We start from the raw sequence: 16574 nt of genomic DNA on the forward strand, positions 1-16574 counted from the left end.
GGGGGGGGGCCCCCCCCGGGGGGCCCCCCCCCCCCCCCGCGGTGACCCGGAGTGTCCGGGCCTCAACTTGCCTGCGGCTCCTGGGTGTTGTCGACGCCGGCGTCGACTTCGCGGAGCAGGCAGGTCAGGCGCGCGGTGCAGACCCGCTTGTCCCGCTCGTCGCTGATGACGATCTCGTACGTGGCGGTGGAGCGGCCGCGGTGCACGGGCGTGGCAACACCGGTGACCAGGCCGGAGCGGACGCCTCGGTGGTGCGTGCAGTTGAGGTCGACGCCGACGGCGAGCTTGGAGCTGCCGCCGTGCAGCATGGAGCCGACCGAGCCGAGGGTCTCGGCAAGCACTGCGGACGCCCCGCCGTGCAGCAGCCCGTACGGCTGGGTGTTGCCCTCGACGGGCATGGTGCCGACGACCCGGTCGGGCGCGGCCTCGACGATCTCGATGCCCATCCGGGTGCCGAGGTGTCCGGCGGAGAACAGGGCGGGCAGGTCGACGCCGAGCGCGGCGTACTCGTCGACGATCTCCTGCGGGAACTTGACGTTGTGCTTCTCGCCCATGGGGCCTCGACTCCAGTTCGTCGTCCTTGTGGCGGCGGCCGGCCGTGCGGTGCACCGTACCCTCGCCTGAGCAAACGCTTAGACGGGGGCCGATTGTTCCAGACCGCCCGCACGCCCCGCGCTACGGCCGGGCCTCCAGGCGTACGACGACGGATTTGCTCGCCGGGGTGTTACTGGTGTCCGCGGTGGCGTCGAGCGGCACCAGCACGTTCGTCTCCGGGTAGTACGCCGCCGCGCAGCCGCGGGCCGTCGGGTAGTGCACGACCCGGAAGCCCGGTGCGCGCCGCTCCACCCCGTCCTGCCACTCGCTGACCAGGTCGACGTACGCGCCGTCCGCGAGGCCGCCGAGCTCGCGCGCGTCGGCCGGGTTGACCAGGACCACGCGGCGGCCGTTCCTGATGCCTCTGTAGCGGTCGTCGAGGCCGTAGATCGTGGTGTTGTACTGGTCGTGCGAGCGCAGCGTCTGCAACAGCAGCCGCCCTTTTGGCAGTTCGGGGTACTCGACCGGCGCGGCCGTGAAGTTGGCCTTGCCGGTGGCCGTCGGGAAGCGGCGCTCGTCGCGCGGGGCGTGCGGCAGGGCGAAGCCGCCGGGCCGGGCCACGCGCGCGTTGAAGTCCTCGAAACCGGGCACCACGCGCGCGATGCGGTCGCGGATCGTGGCGTAGTCCTTCTCGAACTCCTCCCAGGGCGTGCTGCTCTTCTCGCCGAGGACGCGGCGGGCCAGCCGGCTCACGATCGCCGGCTCGGACAGCAGGTGCCGGCTCGCGGGCTCCAGGCGGCCGCGCGAGGCGTGCACCATCCCCATGGAGTCCTCGACGGTCACGAACTGCTCGCCACTGCCCTGCAGATCGCGCTCCGTGCGGCCGAGCGTCGGCAGGATCAGGGCGCGCGCGCCGGTGACCGCGTGCGAGCGGTTCAGCTTCGTCGACACGTGCACCGTCAGGCGGGCGCGGCGCATCGCCGCCTCCGTGACCTCCGTGTCGGGTGACGCGGACACGAAGTTGCCGCCCATGGCGAGGAACACCTTCGCCGCGCCGTCGCGCAGCGCCCGGATCGCGCGCACCACGTCCAGGCCGTGCTCGCGCGGCGGCGCGAAGCCGAACTCCCGCTCCAGGGCGTCGAGGAACGCCGGTGCGGGCCGTTCGAAGATGCCCATCGTGCGGTCGCCCTGCACATTGGAGTGGCCGCGCACCGGGCACACGCCGGCGCCGGGGCGGCCGATGTTCCCGCGCAGCAGCAGGAAGTTCACGACCTCGCGGATCGTGGACACCGCGTGCTTGTGCTGCGTCAGGCCCATCGCCCAGCACACCACCGTCCGCTTCGAGGCGAGCACCATGGCGAGCGCCTCCTCGATACGGGACCGCTCCAGGCCCGTCGCGGCCAGCGTCTCGTCCCAGTCGGCCGCACGCGCGGCGGCGGCGAACTCCTCGTACCCGTGGGTGTGTTCGCGGACGAACTCCTCGTCCACGGCGCCGCTCTCCGCGGCGGAGCCGCTGTCGGACGCAGCGAGGATCAGTTTGTTGAGGAGGCGGAACAGGGCCTGGTCGCCGCCGAGGCGGATCTGCAGGAACAGGTCCGTCAGGGCCGTGCCCTTCAGCATCCCCTGCGGGGTCTGCGGGTTCTTGAACCGCTCCATCCCGGCCTCGGGCAGCGGGTTGACCGTGATGATCCGCGCGCCGTTCGCCTTCGCCTTCTCCAGCGCGGACAGCATGCGCGGATGGTTCGTGCCCGGGTTCTGGCCGGCCACGATGATCAGATCCGCCTGGTACAGATCCTCCAGGAGGACGCTGCCCTTGCCGATGCCGATCGTCTCCGTCAGCGCCGAACCCGACGACTCGTGGCACATGTTGGAGCAGTCCGGCAGGTTGTTCGTGCCGAACTCGCGGGCGAACAGCTGGTACAGGAACGCCGCCTCGTTGCTGGTGCGGCCCGAGGTGTAGAACAGCGCCTCGTCCGGCGAGCCGAGGGCGTCCAGCTCGTCGGCGACGATGTCGAAGGCCTGCTCCCAGCTGACCGGTTCGTACCGCTCGGCGCCCTCCGCCAGATACATGGGGTGGGTGAGGCGGCCCTGCTGGCCCAGCCAGTAACCGCTGCGGCGGGCCAGGTCCGCCACCGGGTGCGCGGCGAAGAACTCCGGGGTGACCCGGCGCAGCGTGGCCTCCTCGGCGACCGCCTTCGCGCCGTTCTCGCAGAATTCGGCCTTGTGCCGGTGCTCCGGCTCGGGCCAGGCGCAGCCGGGACAGTCGAAGCCGTCCTTCTGGTTCACCCGCAGCAGGGTCAGCGCCGTCCGCCGCACACCCATCTGCTCCTGGGCGACACGGAGCGTGTGCCCGATGGCGGGGAGCCCGGCGGCGGCGTGCTGGGGGCCTTCGACCTGCGGTGCGTCCTGGACCGGATCGCCGGAGGGGGGCTTGCCTGCCATGACCGGTCTCCTTCGAACAGTCACTGTCTGCGTACATCTCGATCCTCGCACGCCCGCGCCCCGGCCCGGCAGGCCTGTGGATAACTCGGCGGCCCCCGGGTTCGAGGGCCGCGGTGGGTGCACGCGGACCGGATTGTCAGTGGGGCGTGGCAGGATCGGGGACGTGGCAGAGACAGCATCGAAGAAGACCCCCGCCCAGCCGAAGGCCGCGAAGGCCGCCGACCCGTCCGCAGGCGGCAAGCGCCCGCGCCTGATGCTCATGGACGGGCACTCGCTCGCGTACCGGGCGTTCTTCGCGCTGCCCGCGGAGAACTTCACGACGGCGACGGGCCAGCCCACCAACGCGATCTACGGCTTCGCGTCGATGCTGGCGAACACGCTGCGCGACGAGGAGCCCACGCACTTCGCGGTCGCCTTCGACGTCTCGCGCAAGACCTGGCGCTCCCAGGAGTTCGCGGAGTACAAGGCGAACCGCTCCAAGACCCCCGACGAGTTCAAGGGCCAGGTCGAGCTGATCGGCGAGCTGCTCGACGCGATGCACGCCGAGCGGTTCGCGGTCGACGGCTTCGAGGCGGACGACGTCATCGCCACCCTCGCCACCCAGGCCGAGGCCGCGGGATTTGAAGTCCTCGTCGTCACCGGCGACCGCGACTCCTTCCAGCTGGTCACCGACCACGTCACGGTGCTCTACCCCACGAAGGGCGTCTCCGAGCTGACCCGGTACACCCCGGAGAAGGTCCAGGAGAAGTACGGCCTGAGCCCCGCCCAGTACCCGGACTTCGCGGCCCTGCGCGGCGACCCGTCGGACAACCTGCCGGGCATCCCCGGCGTCGGCGAGAAGACCGCCGCGAAGTGGATCAACCAGTTCGGCTCGTTCGCCGAACTCGTGGAGCGCGCCGACGAGGTCAAGGGCAAGGCCGGGCAGAACTTCCGGGACCACCTGGAGGCGGTGAAGCTCAACCGCCGCCTCACCGAGATGGTCCGGGACGTCGAACTCCCCAGAACTGTCGCCGACTTGGAGCGCGAGGCGTACGACCGCAAGGCCGTGGCCGTCGTCCTGGACACCCTGGAGATCCGCAACCCCTCGCTGCGCGAGCGCCTCCTCGCCGTCGACCCGGGCGCCGAGGAAACCGACCAGACGCCCGCGGCCGACGATGTGGAGATCGACGGCACGGTCCTCGGCTCCGGCGAGCTCGCCCCGTGGCTCGCCGAGCACGGCAAGGCCGTCCTCGGCATGGCGACCGTCGCCTCCTGGAAGCTCGGCACCGGCGCCGTCGCCGAGGTCGCCCTCGCCGCCGCCGGGGGAGCGGCCGCCTGGTTCGACCCGTCCCAGCTGGACGAGGCCGACGAGAACGCGTTCGCGCGGTGGCTCGCCGACCCGAAGAAGCCGAAGGTCGTGCACGACGCGAAGAACGCCCTCAGGGTCTTCGCCGAGCACGGCTTGACCATCGAGGGCATCACCATGGACAGCGCCCTCGCCGCCTACCTGGTCAAGCCCGGCCGCCGCTCCTTCGCCCTGGACGCCCTCTCCCTGGAGTACCTGGGCCGCGAGCTCGCCCCGGCCGCCGAGGCCGACGGCCAGCTGGCGTTCGGCGCGGACGACACCGCCGAGGCCGACGCCCTGATGCACCAGGCCCGCACGATCCTCGACCTCGGCACCGCCTTCGGCGAGCGCCTCAAGGAGGTCGGCGCCGCCGAGCTGCTCACCGACATGGAGCTGCCCGTCTCCGCGCTCCTCGCCAGGATGGAGCGCTCCGGCATCGCCGCCGACCGCGCCCATCTGGAGGCCATGGAGCAGCAGTTCGCGGGCGCCGTGCAGCAGGCCGTGAAGGAGGCGCACGACGCCGCGGGCCACGAGTTCAACCTGGGCTCGCCCAAACAGCTCCAGGAAGTCCTCTTCGGCGAACTCGGCCTGCCCAAGACGAAGAAGACCAAGACCGGGTACACCACGGACGCCGACGCCCTGGCCTGGCTCGCCGCCCAGACGGACAACGAACTCCCGGTGATCATGCTCCGCCACCGTGAGCAGGCCAAGCTCCGCGTGACCGTCGAGGGCCTGATCAAGACGATCGCGGCGGACGGCCGCATCCACACCTCGTTCAGCCAGACCGTCGCCGCCACCGGCCGCCTGTCCTCCACGGACCCCAACCTGCAGAACGTCCCGGTGCGCACCGACGAGGGCCGCGCCATCCGCCGCGGCTTCGTCGTCGGCGAGGGCTTCGAGTCCCTGATGACCGCGGACTACAGCCAGATCGAACTCCGCGTCATGGCCCACCTCTCCGAGGACGAGGGCCTCATCGAGGCGTTCACCTCCGGCGAGGACCTGCACACCACGGTCGCCTCCCAGGTCTTCGGCGTCCCCGGCGACCAGGTCGACGCCGAGATGCGCCGCAAGATCAAGGCCATGTCGTACGGCCTGGCGTACGGGCTGTCCGCGTTCGGACTGTCGCAGCAGCTGAACATCGAGGCGTCCGAGGCCCGCGCCCTGATGGACACCTACTTCGAGCGCTTCGGCGGCGTACGCGACTATCTGCACCGCGTCGTCGAGGAAGCCCGCGCGACGGGGTACACGGCGACGATCCTCGGCCGCCGCCGCTACCTCCCGGACCTCAGCAGCGACAACCGCCAGCGCCGCGAGGCCGCCGAGCGCATGGCGCTCAACGCACCGATCCAGGGCACCGCCGCCGACATCGTGAAGATCGCGATGCTGCGGGTCGGACAGGCCCTGGAGAAGGCCCAGCTGTCCTCCCGGATGCTGCTCCAGGTGCACGACGAAATCGTCCTGGAGATCGCCGCAGGGGAGCGGGAGCAGGTCGAGGAGCTGGTCCGCCGCGAGATGGCCGGAGCGGTCAGCCTGCGGGCCCCGCTCGATGTCTCGGTCGGCGTCGGAGCGGACTGGGAGTCGGCAGCGCACTGAGCCAGGGGTACGCGTACGGGCGCGCGGGTGAGGGCACGGGGGCGAGGGGGAGCCCTCGGCCCGTAACGGCCCGTAACAGCAGGTCACACACCCGTATGGCCGCCGTGCCCGTGCCGTGCGGCGCGGCAGGCGGCAACGTGGCGGGCATGGTCAGCCACCAGCGCCGCGCGGTCGCACTCGCCGCCTTGGCCCCCGCCCTGCTCGTGCCGATATCCGCGCTCGCGGCACGCGCCGAGGACCGGCGCGCACGCCGCGCCGCGACCTGCCGCACCGCAGCAGCCCCGGCACCCGCCGCCCGTACGTCCCCGGACGTACGGGCGGCGTCGTCGTACGGGCCGCAGCACCCCGAGCCGATCCCCGTACCCGAGGACGAGAGCGTGCTCTGGTGTGCGCTCGAAGGCGGCGGGCACCGCCACGACGCCACCGGCCCGACCCGCGCCCTGCTGGTCGAGACGGTGCTGCGGCGGGCGCAGGAGCTGGGGCGCCGACTGACCCGCGCCGAGACCCGAGCCGGGCAGCGAGCCCTACGCGCCCACACCACAGCCTCCGGCAGCGTGCGCCGGCAGTGAACACGGGCGGATGGGTGCCTTCCGGCGGCGGGCCGGCCTGTGGCCAACCGGTGAAAAGCGGTCGGGAACGGGTGTCTGTGTGCGGGAAGTTGCCGTAGGGTCGCCTGCGTCAGCGCGCTGGGGAGAGCGCGCCGTCACCGGCGGAGGGGATCAGACGTATGGCAGCGTTGCACGGCCGACGGCTGCGCAAGACAGCGGTGAGCGCGGCGGTGGCCGCGGCTGCGGTGGCGGCGCTCTCCGCGTCGCAGGCCCCGGGCATCACCGACACTCCCCAGGGCCGCAGAACCGTCGATTCCGCCCCGCCCGCGGAGGACTCCGCGACCGGCAACTCCCCGTACTACACGGACCTTCCGCCGCTCGACAGCCCGATCCCGCCGGGGGACGAGGAGGAGCAGGCGCGCACCGGCGAGGCCGAGGCCGGGATACCCGCCACCGTCCTCGACGCCTACAAGAAGGCCGAGGCGGAACTGCGCGACAGCAAGCCCGGCTGCCGGCTGCCGTGGGAACTCCTCGCCGCGATCGGCAAGGTGGAGTCCGGACAGGCCCGCGGCGGCCGCGTCGACGGCAACGGCACCACCCTCAAGCCGATCGTCGGGCCGCAGCTCAACGGCGCCGGGTTCGCGAACATCCGCGACACCGACGGCGGTTCGTACGACGGCGACACCACGCACGACCGGGCCGTCGGCCCCATGCAGTTCATCCCGTCCACGTGGGCGACCTGGGCGCAGGACGGCAACGGCGACGGCAAGAAGGACCCCGACAACATCTACGACGCCGCCCTCGCCGCGGGCCGCTACCTCTGTGCGGGCGACCGCGACCTGTCCACCACGGCGGGCCTGCACCAGGCGATCCTCAGCTACAACCACTCCCAGCACTATCTGCGTACGGTCCTGTCGTGGCTGGAGTACTACCGCAAGGGCACCCACGAGATCCCTGACGGCACCGGCGTCCTGCCCGTCAACCGCAGCAGCGAGGACGACGCCAAGTCCGGTGCCGGAACGGGCGGTTCGGGTGACGGCAAGGGCTCCGACGGCCACGCCGGTACGGAGTCCGACGGTGGTACGGAGTCCGGCGGTGGTACGGAGTCCGGCGGTGGTACGGAGTCCGGCGGCGGTACGGGCGACAAGGACCCCGACTCCGGCTCGTCCGAGCCCGGCCCGTCCGAACCCGATCCGTCAGACCCCGGCCCGTCCGAGCCCGGCACCGGCCCGTCAGACCCCGATCCGTCCGAGCCCGGCGGCTCCGCCCCGGGCACCGGTGGCGGCGGCGAGACCCCCAGCCCGACGCCGACCCCGACGCCGACCCCGACCCCCGCGCCCGAGGACCGGGTCGCGAAGCTCGCCGACGCGGGCACCGGCGAGCTGACCGCCACCGCGGGCGAGGCGTTCGCGGCACGGCCTGCCGTACGGGCGCACGACGCGAACGGCGCGGGCGTCGCCGGAGTGAAGGTGCGCTTCGAGATCGTCGGCGACACCGACAGCCGCTTCGCGAGCGACGCCGGCCAGACGCGGACCACCACCGCGACCGTCACCACCGACAGCCGCGGCAAGGCCGTCGCACCCGAGCTCCGGGCGGGCGAGAAGAGCGGCGAGTTCACCGTCCGCGCCAAGGTCGTCGGCCGCACCCTGGACCCCGTCGACCACACCGCGAAGGTCACCGCACGCCAGGCCGACGAGCTCACCCGAGTCGGAGACCGGGAGCTGACCTGTGCGTCCGGCGCCGAGTACACCGAGCCCGTAGAGCTGAAGGCCACGTACAAGGGCGCCGCGGCCCCCGGAGTCGAAGCCACCGGCACGATGATCAAGTCGGCGGAGGACCCGACCGTCAACGACAAGGGCCCGTACTTCAAGGACGCCGACGGCAAGCCGACCCGTACGCTCAAGGGCCTCAAGACCGGGGCCGACGGCACCCTGGAGCTCCCGAAGATCCACGCGGGCGACGCCAAGGGCACGTACCTGCTGCGGATCGAGACGGTCGGCGGCGGCAGCGTCACCGTCGAACTGAAGGTCTCCTGACCGGACGCGAGCGTTCCGCCCCCGCGCCCCCACCGGGCCCGGGGGCGGTGCCATGTCCGGTCGACCCGGATGCGGGTGCAACGTGTTCTCATCTCGCGGCCCCGTTGCTACGGTGCCCGCCCTGACGCCGTATCAGGTCGGCGGTTCCGGCCGGCCTGGCCACCACCACGGGAGGCCGAGCATGCGCGCCCTGATCTCCGCCGCCATCGGCCTCGTCGCCGCGCTCGCGCTGGTTCTCACCATCACCGCGATCGGCGCGCCACCCGGCGAGACCTCGCCGAAGCCGCTGCTCACCACCGTCCCCGACCACCCGTAGGGAGGGCCGCGATGCGCCGCAAGGCCGGCCTCGTACTGCTCGCGTTCGCCGTGTTCTTCACGGCCCTGTCCCCCCTGATGCGGTTCTACGCCTTCCCGCGCCTGGCGAAGATCCCGCCCAGCCAGTACCAGGAGATGGTCCTGGAGGTGAAGCCCGCGACGCTCATCGACTACAGCACCATGCAGCCCAAGAAGGTCGACAAACTCACCATCGTGCAGACCCTCAAGGGCAACGTCGAGGAGTCCGAGAAGATCGAGAAGAAGGTCGGGAAGGACGTCGTCGTCTGGGACGCGCTCGTCCATGTCGTCGGCCCCGACGGCAAGATGGTCTCCCAGATCCCCGAGCGCTACATCTTCGACGCCCACACCCAGGAACCCGTGCACGCCAAGGGCGAGATGGTCGACGGGCGCGCCGTCAAACGCGAGGGCATCGAGTTCAAGTGGCCCTTCCTGACCGAGAAACGGGACTACGCCTACTACGACGCGCGCTCCGACACCACCGCGCCCATCCACTACAAGGGCACCCGCAACTTCCGCGGCGTCGAGGTCTACTACTTCGAGCAGACCGTGCCCTGGACCGAGGTCGAGGTCCCCAACACCCTGCCCGTGAAGGGCATCACCCCGGAGTCCGTACGCAAGACCGGCACGGAGTTCTGGTACACGACGGTCCGCAAGTTCTGGGTCGAACCCACCACGGGGGCGCCCGTGTACGGGGAGGAGATCCACAAGGAGGAGATGCGCGGCGGCACCCTCCTTGAGGGCAGCGGCCGCGACAAGGTCACCGCGTTCGCCGGCCACGCCAAGATCCGCGAGGACTACATCGACTACACCGTCGACCTGGTGAAGTCCCAGCGCACCCTGGTCCTGCTGCTCACCAGCTACCTGCCCTGGGGCTTCCTCGCCCTCGGCGCCGCCCTGCTGACCCTCGCCCTCGTCCTGGAGGCCCGCAGCCGCAGGCCCGGCGAGCCCGGGGAACAGGCCGTGCCCGAACCGGAACCCGTCAACGTCTGAACCCGCGGGCCGCCCAGGCCGTGTCCGTAAAGTCCCTCCCGCCCCGCCGGGCGGACGAGGGGACTCTGCGGGCCCGCAAAGATCGGGGAGACGTCCCCTAGCGTCTCAGCCGCGCGTTCGTGTGGCGGGTCGGCTCCGCCGTCGCCGGGTCCTCCGGCCACGGGTGCTTCGGGTAGCGTCCGCGCAGCTCCGCCCGCACGCCCCGGTACCCGTCCCGCCAGAACGACGCCAGGTCCGCGGTCACCGCCGCGGGCCGGCCTGCGGGGGACAGCAGATGCACCAGGACCGGCACCCCCGCGACCTCCGGCGTCCGCGCCAGCCCGAACATCTCCTGCAACTTGACCGCGAGGACGGGCTGTTCCGGATCGGAGTAGTCGACCCGGATCCGTGAACCGCTCGGCACCGCGAGCCGCTCCGGGGCCAGTTCGTCCAGGCGCGCGGCCTGCCCGTCCGCCCACGGCAACAGCCGGTTCAGGCACGGCCCGGCGTCGATCCGGCCCAGGTCCGCCCGCCTGCGCGCCTTGGACAGCTCCGGCTCCAACCACTCCTGCACGCGCGCGTAGAGGGCGTTTTCCGCTACGTCGGGCCAGGGCGCCCCCAACCGCAGGTGCAGGAACGCCAGGCGGCGGCGCAACTCCCGCGCGTCCGGCGACCACTTGAGCAGAGCCGTGCCCTCCTCGCGCAGACCGGTGAGCAGCGCCTCCCGGACCAGGGCGGGATCGGCGTCGCCGAGCGGGCGCACCGCCAACTCCACGGCACCCAGACGCCGCACGCTCCGCGCGACCACGTCACCGTCCACCCAGGCGACCTCCGCGCCGTCGGACCGCAGCGGGGCGGCAGCCCGTAGCGCCGTCTCCTCGTCGACCACCGCACCGAGCCGCACCCGCGCGTGTGCCGAGCCCACCGGGCGGTCCGCCACCGCCACCGCCAGCCACGGCGCCGCGTGCAACGGCGACCCGGGGCCCGTCGCGGCGGCCGTGCCCGACGCCATCAGGAAAGTGCCGTCCCCACGCGCGCGTGCGACCCGTTCCGGGAACGCCAGGGACGCGATGAGCCCGCACACCCGGTCGTCCCCCAGCGCAGCCCCACGCCCCCGCTGCTCGCCGACCGCCGCGGTGAGCCTGCGCACCTCCTGCCGCCAGCGCGCCCCGTACGCGTCACCGCCGCGGCGCGCGGACCGCAGCGCCGCCGCCAGATCGTCCCCGTACGCGCGTGGCGGCTCCTCGCTGAGCAGCGCCACCACCTCGGCGGCGCCCCGCGCACCCGCCTCGGACGCGCCGTCGAGCAGTGCGCGCGCCAGGCGCGGATGCAGCCCCAACCGGGCCATGCGCGCGCCCCGTTCGGTCACCCGTCCGGTCTCCGAGGCCAGCGCGCCGAGCGCCGTCAGGACCTCCCGCGCCGCCGCCATCGCGCCCGCGGGCGGCGCGTCGAGCAGGGCGAGACCCGACGCGTCCGGATCGCCCCAGCACGCGGCCTGCAGCGCGAACGCCGCGAGGTCCGCCACCTTGATCTCCGGCGCCGGGAAGCGCGGCAGCCGCCCCTGCTCCGCCTCCGCCCAGCACCGGTACACCGCACCCGGCGCCTCCCGCCCCGCACGCCCGGCCCGCTGCCGACCGGCGGCCTGCGAGGCCCGCACCGTCGTCAGCGCACTCAGCCCCCGCGCGTGATCGGTACGCGGCTCCCGCGCGAGCCCCGAGTCCACGACCACCCGCACCCCGGGCACCGTCAACGACGACTCCGCGACCGACGTGGCGAGCACCACCCGGCGGCCCGCGCCGGGCGACAGCACCGCGTCCTGCACGGCGGCCGGCGCCCGCCCGTGCACCTGCAGCACCTCGACGCCGGCCGGCTCCCCCAACTGCCCGGCCACGCGCGCGATCTCACCGACGCCGGGCAGGAAACACAGCACATCCCCGTCCCGCTCCACCAGCGCCCGCCGCACCACCGCCGCCACATGAGAGAGCAGCGCCGGATCCACCCGCATGCCGTGCGGCGGCCGCACCGCACGCGCGGGCGGCGCCCACACCACATCCACCGGGTACGCGGCCCCCCGCGCCTCGACCACCGGCGCACCGCCGAGCAGCCGCGCCCAGCCCTGCGCGTCCGTCGTCGCCGAAGCCGCCACCAGCTCCAGCTCGGGCCGCAGCGCCGCCCGTACGTCGAGCAGGAACGCCGCCACCGTGTCCGCGTCCAGATGCCGCTCGTGACACTCGTCGAGGACGACGACGTCTACACCGGTCAACTCCTGGTCACGCTGCAGGCGTTGCAGGAGCACACCGGTCGTGACCACCTCCACGCGCGTGTGCCGCCCGACGACACGCTCCCCGCGCACTGTGAACCCGACGCTTTCGCCGGCCTTCTCGCCGAGCAGCCACGCCATCCGCCGCGCCGCCGCACGCGCGGCGATCCGCCGCGGCTCGGCCACCACCACACGGCGCCGCTCCGCACCCCCGAGCAGCCCGGCGAGCTCCAGCGGCACCAGCGTCGTCTTGCCCGTGCCCGGCGGCGCACACAGCACCGCCGCGCCGTGCCCCTCAAGGGCGGCACGCAGCTCGGGCACGGCCTGCCGTACGGGCAGCTGCTCCAGGACGTCGCTACGGATCATGCCCACCAGTCTCCCGGACGGCACTGACAAGCCCCCGGCCGTACGGGATCAGCCGCGGTCGTCCCGCGCGCACACGAAGATCGCCGTACCCGGGATCAGGCCGCCGCGCAGCGGGGACCAGCCGCCCCACTCCTGGGTGTTCCACTCCGGCCACTGCGGCTCGACCAGGTCCACGAGACGGAAACCGCCCGCCACCACGTCCCGCACCCGGTCCCCGACTGTCCGGTGGTGCTCCACGTAGACGGCGTGGCCCTGTTCGTCCTGCTCCACATAAGGGGTGCGGTCGAAGTAGGAGGCCGACACGGACAGGCCCTCGGGGCCCGGCTCGTCCGGGAACGCCCAGCGCATCGGGTGCGTCACGGAGAACACGAACCGCCCGCCGGGCCGCAGCACCCGCCGCACCTCGCGCAGCACGAGCACCGGATCGGCGACGAACGGCAGCGCCCCGTACGCGGAGCAGGCCAGGTCGAAGGAGCCGTCGGCGAACGGCAGCGCACCCGCGTCCGCCTGCACCAGGGGCAGCGGCGCCCCCGAGCGCTGGTCGTCGATCCGCCGCGCGTGCTGGAGCTGGCGGTGCGAGAGGTCGAGGGCGACCGGGCGGGCGCCCTGCGCGGCCAGCCAGCGCGAGCACTGCGCGGCGCCGGCGCCGATCTCCAGGACGTCCAGGCCCTTCAGCTCCTCGGCCGGACCGAGCAGCTCCGCCTCGACCTCGTCCAGCCCCTCGGGCCCCCACACGAAGCGGTCGTCGCCGAGGAAGGTGCCGTGGTCGACCTGGTACTCGTCCGCGTTCCGGTCCCACCAGCCGCGGTTCGCGCGGCTGCTCTCGGCGTTGCCCGAGGCGCGCCGGGTGGCTTCCGGTTCGGGCAGCTCGTGCTCGTGGATGGTCGGCTCCCTCGTCGTACTGTTCCGTCCGGTCCGTCGGTCTTGTCCGACGGAGCGCTGTCGCTGTGGGATGTTGCGGGGCGCCGTTGGCCTCGTGCGACAGTTCTTGTGCCGGGTATGCGGCGATCCGCCCCGGGTGCCCGCCTTCCGCGTTGACCCTGCCCGGCAGCCCCCGTATGCTACAAGTTGCGCTGGCGGCCTGCGCTCCTCAGACAGAGCAGGGTGCGCTCGCATCTGTTGTATGTCCCCTCGGTTGTCGAGGCGATTTTCGTTTTTTCCGGTGGAATTCTTCCCGGGAAGACCGCGCCTCCTGAACTGTCCGGCTTCTGCAGGGCGAAATCGGCTCTCGGCGTAGCAGTACCTACGACTTCAATGTCCGTACCGGAGCCCTTTCCCACATGACGAGCAGCACCGAGACCACCGCCACCACCCCGCAGGTTGCGGTCAACGACATCGGTAACGAGGAAGCCTTCCTCGCCGCGATCGACGAGACGATCAAGTACTTCAACGACGGCGACATCGTCGACGGCGTCATCGTGAAGGTCGACCGGGACGAGGTCCTGCTCGACATCGGTTACAAGACCGAAGGTGTCATCCCGAGCCGCGAGCTCTCGATCAAGCACGACGTCGACCCCAACGAGGTCGTCGCCGTCGGTGACGAGATCGAGGCCCTGGTCCTCCAGAAGGAGGACAAGGAAGGCCGCCTGATCCTCTCGAAGAAGCGCGCCCAGTACGAGCGTGCCTGGGGCACCATCGAGAAGATCAAGGAAGAGGACGGCATCGTCACCGGTACCGTCATCGAGGTCGTCAAGGGTGGTCTCATCCTCGACATCGGCCTCCGCGGCTTCCTCCCGGCCTCCCTGGTCGAGATGCGTCGCGTCCGCGACCTCCAGCCCTACGTGGGCAAGGAGCTTGAGGCCAAGATCATCGAGCTGGACAAGAACCGCAACAACGTGGTCCTGTCCCGCCGTGCCTGGCTGGAGCAGACCCAGTCCGAGGTCCGCCAGACGTTCCTCACCACCCTCCAGAAGGGTCAGGTCCGCTCCGGCGTCGTCTCCTCGATCGTCAACTTCGGTGCCTTCGTGGACCTGGGTGGCGTCGACGGTCTGGTTCACGTCTCCGAGCTCTCCTGGAAGCACATCGACCACCCGTCCGAGGTTGTCGAGGTCGGCCAGGAAGTCACCGTCGAGGTCCTCGACGTGGACATGGACCGCGAGCGTGTCTCCCTGTCGCTCAAGGCGACGCAGGAAGACCCGTGGCAGCAGTTCGCCCGCACCCACCAGATCGGCCAGGTCGTGCCCGGCAAGGTCACGAAGCTGGTTCCGTTCGGTGCGTTCGTCCGCGTGGACGAGGGCATCGAGGGTCTGGTCCACATCTCCGAGCTGGCCGAGCGCCACGTGGAGATCCCGGAGCAGGTCGTCCAGGTCAACGACGAGATCTTCGTCAAGGTCATCGACATCGACCTTGAGCGCCGCCGCATCAGCCTCTCGCTGAAGCAGGCCAACGAGGCCTTCGGCGCCGACCCGTCGGCCGTCGAGTTCGACCCGACCCTGTACGGCATGGCCGCGTCCTACGACGACCAGGGCAACTACATCTACCCCGAGGGCTTCGACCCCGAGACCAACGACTGGCTGGAGGGTTACGAGGCGCAGCGTGAGGCCTGGGAGACCCAGTACGCCGAGGCGCAGCAGCGCTTCGAGCAGCACCAGGCCCAGGTCATCAAGTCCCGCGAGGCCGACGCCCAGGCTGAGGCCGAGGGTGCGGCTGCGGCCGGCGGTGCGGCTCCGGCCGCGGCCGGTGGTGGCGGCGGCGGTTCCTACTCCTCGGAGTCGGACGACAACTCCGGCGCCCTGGCGTCGGACGAGGCGCTGGCCGCTCTGCGCGAGAAGCTCGCTGGTGGTCAGAGCTGAAGTAGCTCTTAGCTAGGCGACAGTGGGCCCGCACCTTCCGGTGTGGGCCCGCTTGTCTTTTCGCCCACTCGCCGTGGGGTGCCTGCTTGTTTTGTGGGTGCGGCTCTAGTCGTGGCTGGTCGCGCAGCTCCCCGCATCCCTGGTGGGGAGGCCGCCCCCGTCGAGGTGCAGCCCGTAGCCGCCGCCCGCCGCCCGTAGCCGCCGCCCGCCGTCGTCGTCTCTAAGTTCCCCCTGTACGCAAGCTGTACGCAAGGTCTGGACCAGAGGTGCCCGTCGAACTCGCCGTACCGCCGCAGGTGTTCACGAGGCCGGGCGGGAATGCTCGTGCCGCGGGACGTGTTGTGGAGTACGAACACGAGGAGGAGCGGTCACTGTGGTTGATCCCGAGGGTTTGTACACGTGGGAGCCGAAGGGCCTGGCGGTAGTCGACATGGCGCTGGCGCAGGAGTCGGCGGGGCTCGTCATGCTCTACCACTTCGACGGGTACATCGACGCCGGTGAGACCGGCGACCAGATCGTCGAAAAGCTCGTCGACACGCTCCCCGGCCAGGTCGTCGCCCGCTTCGACCACGACCGGCTCGTCGACTACCGCGCGCGGCGCCCGCTGCTCACCTTCGAGCGCGACCGCTGGACCGACTACGAGGTCCCGGCCCTTGAGGTGCGCCTGCTGCAGGACGCCACCGGCGCGCCCTTCCTGCTGCTCTCCGGGCCCGAACCGGACGTCGAGTGGGAGCGGTTCGCGGCCGCCGTCCGGCAGATCGTCGAGCGTCTCGGCGTCCGCCTGGCGGTGAACTTCCACGGCATCCCCATGGGCGTACCACACACCAGGCCGGTCGGCCTCACCCCGCACGGCAACCGCAGCGACCTCGTGCCCGGACACGGCTCGCCGTTCGACGAGGCGCAGGTGCCGGGCAGCGCGGCCGCGCTGATCGAGTACCGCCTGATGCAGGCCGGGCACGACGTCCTGGGCGTCGCCGCGCACGTCCCGCACTACATCGCCCGCTCCGCCTACCCGGATGCGGCCCTCACCGCTCTGGAGGCGGTCACCTCGGCCACCGGCCTGGTGCTGCCCGCCGCCACGCACGCCCTGCGCACCGAGGCGCACCGCACCCAGAACGAAATCGACCGCCAGATCCAGGAGGGCGACGAGGAACTGGTCGCCATGATCCAGGGACTTGAGCACCAGTACGACGCGGCGGCCGGCGCGGAGACGCGCGGCAACATGCTCGCCGAACCGGTGGAGATCCCCTCCGCGGACGAGATCGGCCGCGAGTTCGAGCGGTTCCTCGCGGAGCGGGAGGGCGAGGGCTGACCCGCGCGGGGGCCGTCCGACTGCTGCGGCCGACGTGAAGATCCCGAGGGGGCGGGCAGCGG

General features: G+C 72.0%; 11 protein-coding genes. 7 read left to right on the forward strand and 4 right to left on the reverse strand.

Annotation, left to right across the window (positions count from 1 at the left end; translation table 11 throughout):
- Positions 1–62: 62 nt before the first annotated feature.
- Positions 63–554, reverse strand: a complete 492-nt coding sequence (locus tag QIS99_RS14050; protein ID WP_282513610.1) for a PaaI family thioesterase — start codon at positions 552–554, stop codon at positions 63–65.
- A 121-nt stretch (positions 555–675) separates the two neighbouring features.
- Entirely contained in the window at positions 676–2976 is a 2301-nt protein-coding gene (locus QIS99_RS14055; protein ID WP_282513611.1) for an FdhF/YdeP family oxidoreductase, read from the reverse strand.
- Positions 2977–3139: 163 nt separating this feature from the next.
- Here QIS99_RS14055 and polA point away from each other — a divergent pair, with 163 nt between their 5' ends.
- The 5 genes from polA to QIS99_RS14080 all read left to right on the forward strand — a co-directional run bounded on the left by polA (position 3140) and on the right by QIS99_RS14080 (position 9803).
- Complete coding sequence (polA, locus tag QIS99_RS14060) at positions 3140–5893, forward strand: DNA polymerase I (RefSeq protein ID WP_408909557.1); 2754 nt, start codon at positions 3140–3142, stop codon at positions 5891–5893.
- A 95-nt stretch (positions 5894–5988) separates the two neighbouring features.
- On the forward strand, positions 5989–6462 hold the full coding sequence (locus QIS99_RS14065) for a hypothetical protein (RefSeq protein ID WP_282513612.1): 474 nt from the start codon (positions 5989–5991) through the stop codon (positions 6460–6462).
- A gap of 158 nt (positions 6463–6620) precedes the next feature.
- Positions 6621–8477, forward strand: coding sequence for a lytic transglycosylase domain-containing protein (locus QIS99_RS14070; RefSeq protein WP_282513614.1), 1857 nt, complete (start codon positions 6621–6623; stop codon positions 8475–8477).
- A gap of 181 nt (positions 8478–8658) precedes the next feature.
- Positions 8659–8793 carry an SPW_0924 family protein gene (locus tag QIS99_RS14075; protein WP_282513616.1) on the forward strand — a complete coding sequence of 45 codons (135 nt, stop codon included), beginning with the start codon at positions 8659–8661 and terminating at the stop codon, positions 8791–8793.
- 11 nt (positions 8794–8804) lie between these two features.
- Positions 8805–9803 (forward strand): DUF3068 domain-containing protein, encoded by a 999-nt coding sequence (locus QIS99_RS14080; protein ID WP_282513618.1) that lies wholly within the window; start codon positions 8805–8807, stop codon positions 9801–9803.
- Positions 9804–9900: 97 nt separating this feature from the next.
- Here QIS99_RS14080 and hrpB read toward each other — a convergent pair whose 3' ends face one another.
- Complete coding sequence (gene hrpB, locus QIS99_RS14085; RefSeq protein WP_282513619.1) at positions 9901–12408, reverse strand: ATP-dependent helicase HrpB; 2508 nt, start codon at positions 12406–12408, stop codon at positions 9901–9903.
- A 48-nt stretch (positions 12409–12456) separates the two neighbouring features.
- Positions 12457–13362 (reverse strand): class I SAM-dependent methyltransferase, encoded by a 906-nt coding sequence (locus tag QIS99_RS14090; RefSeq protein WP_408909561.1) that lies wholly within the window; start codon positions 13360–13362, stop codon positions 12457–12459.
- A gap of 326 nt (positions 13363–13688) precedes the next feature.
- On the opposite strand from QIS99_RS14090, the gene rpsA reads away from it, so the two are divergent.
- Together rpsA and QIS99_RS14100 are read left to right on the forward strand one after the other, a co-directional pair.
- Positions 13689–15200, forward strand: coding sequence for a 30S ribosomal protein S1 (gene rpsA / locus QIS99_RS14095; RefSeq protein ID WP_282513620.1), 1512 nt, complete (start codon positions 13689–13691; stop codon positions 15198–15200).
- A gap of 373 nt (positions 15201–15573) precedes the next feature.
- The gene (locus tag QIS99_RS14100) at positions 15574–16512 is read left to right on the forward strand and encodes a PAC2 family protein (protein WP_282513621.1); all 939 of its coding nucleotides are present in this window, start codon (positions 15574–15576) and stop codon (positions 16510–16512) included.
- Positions 16513–16574 lie beyond the last annotated feature (62 nt).

This window comes from Streptomyces solicavernae, from assembly GCF_029968095.1.
GTDB classification, from domain to species: domain Bacteria; phylum Actinomycetota; class Actinomycetes; order Streptomycetales; family Streptomycetaceae; genus Streptomyces; species Streptomyces solicavernae.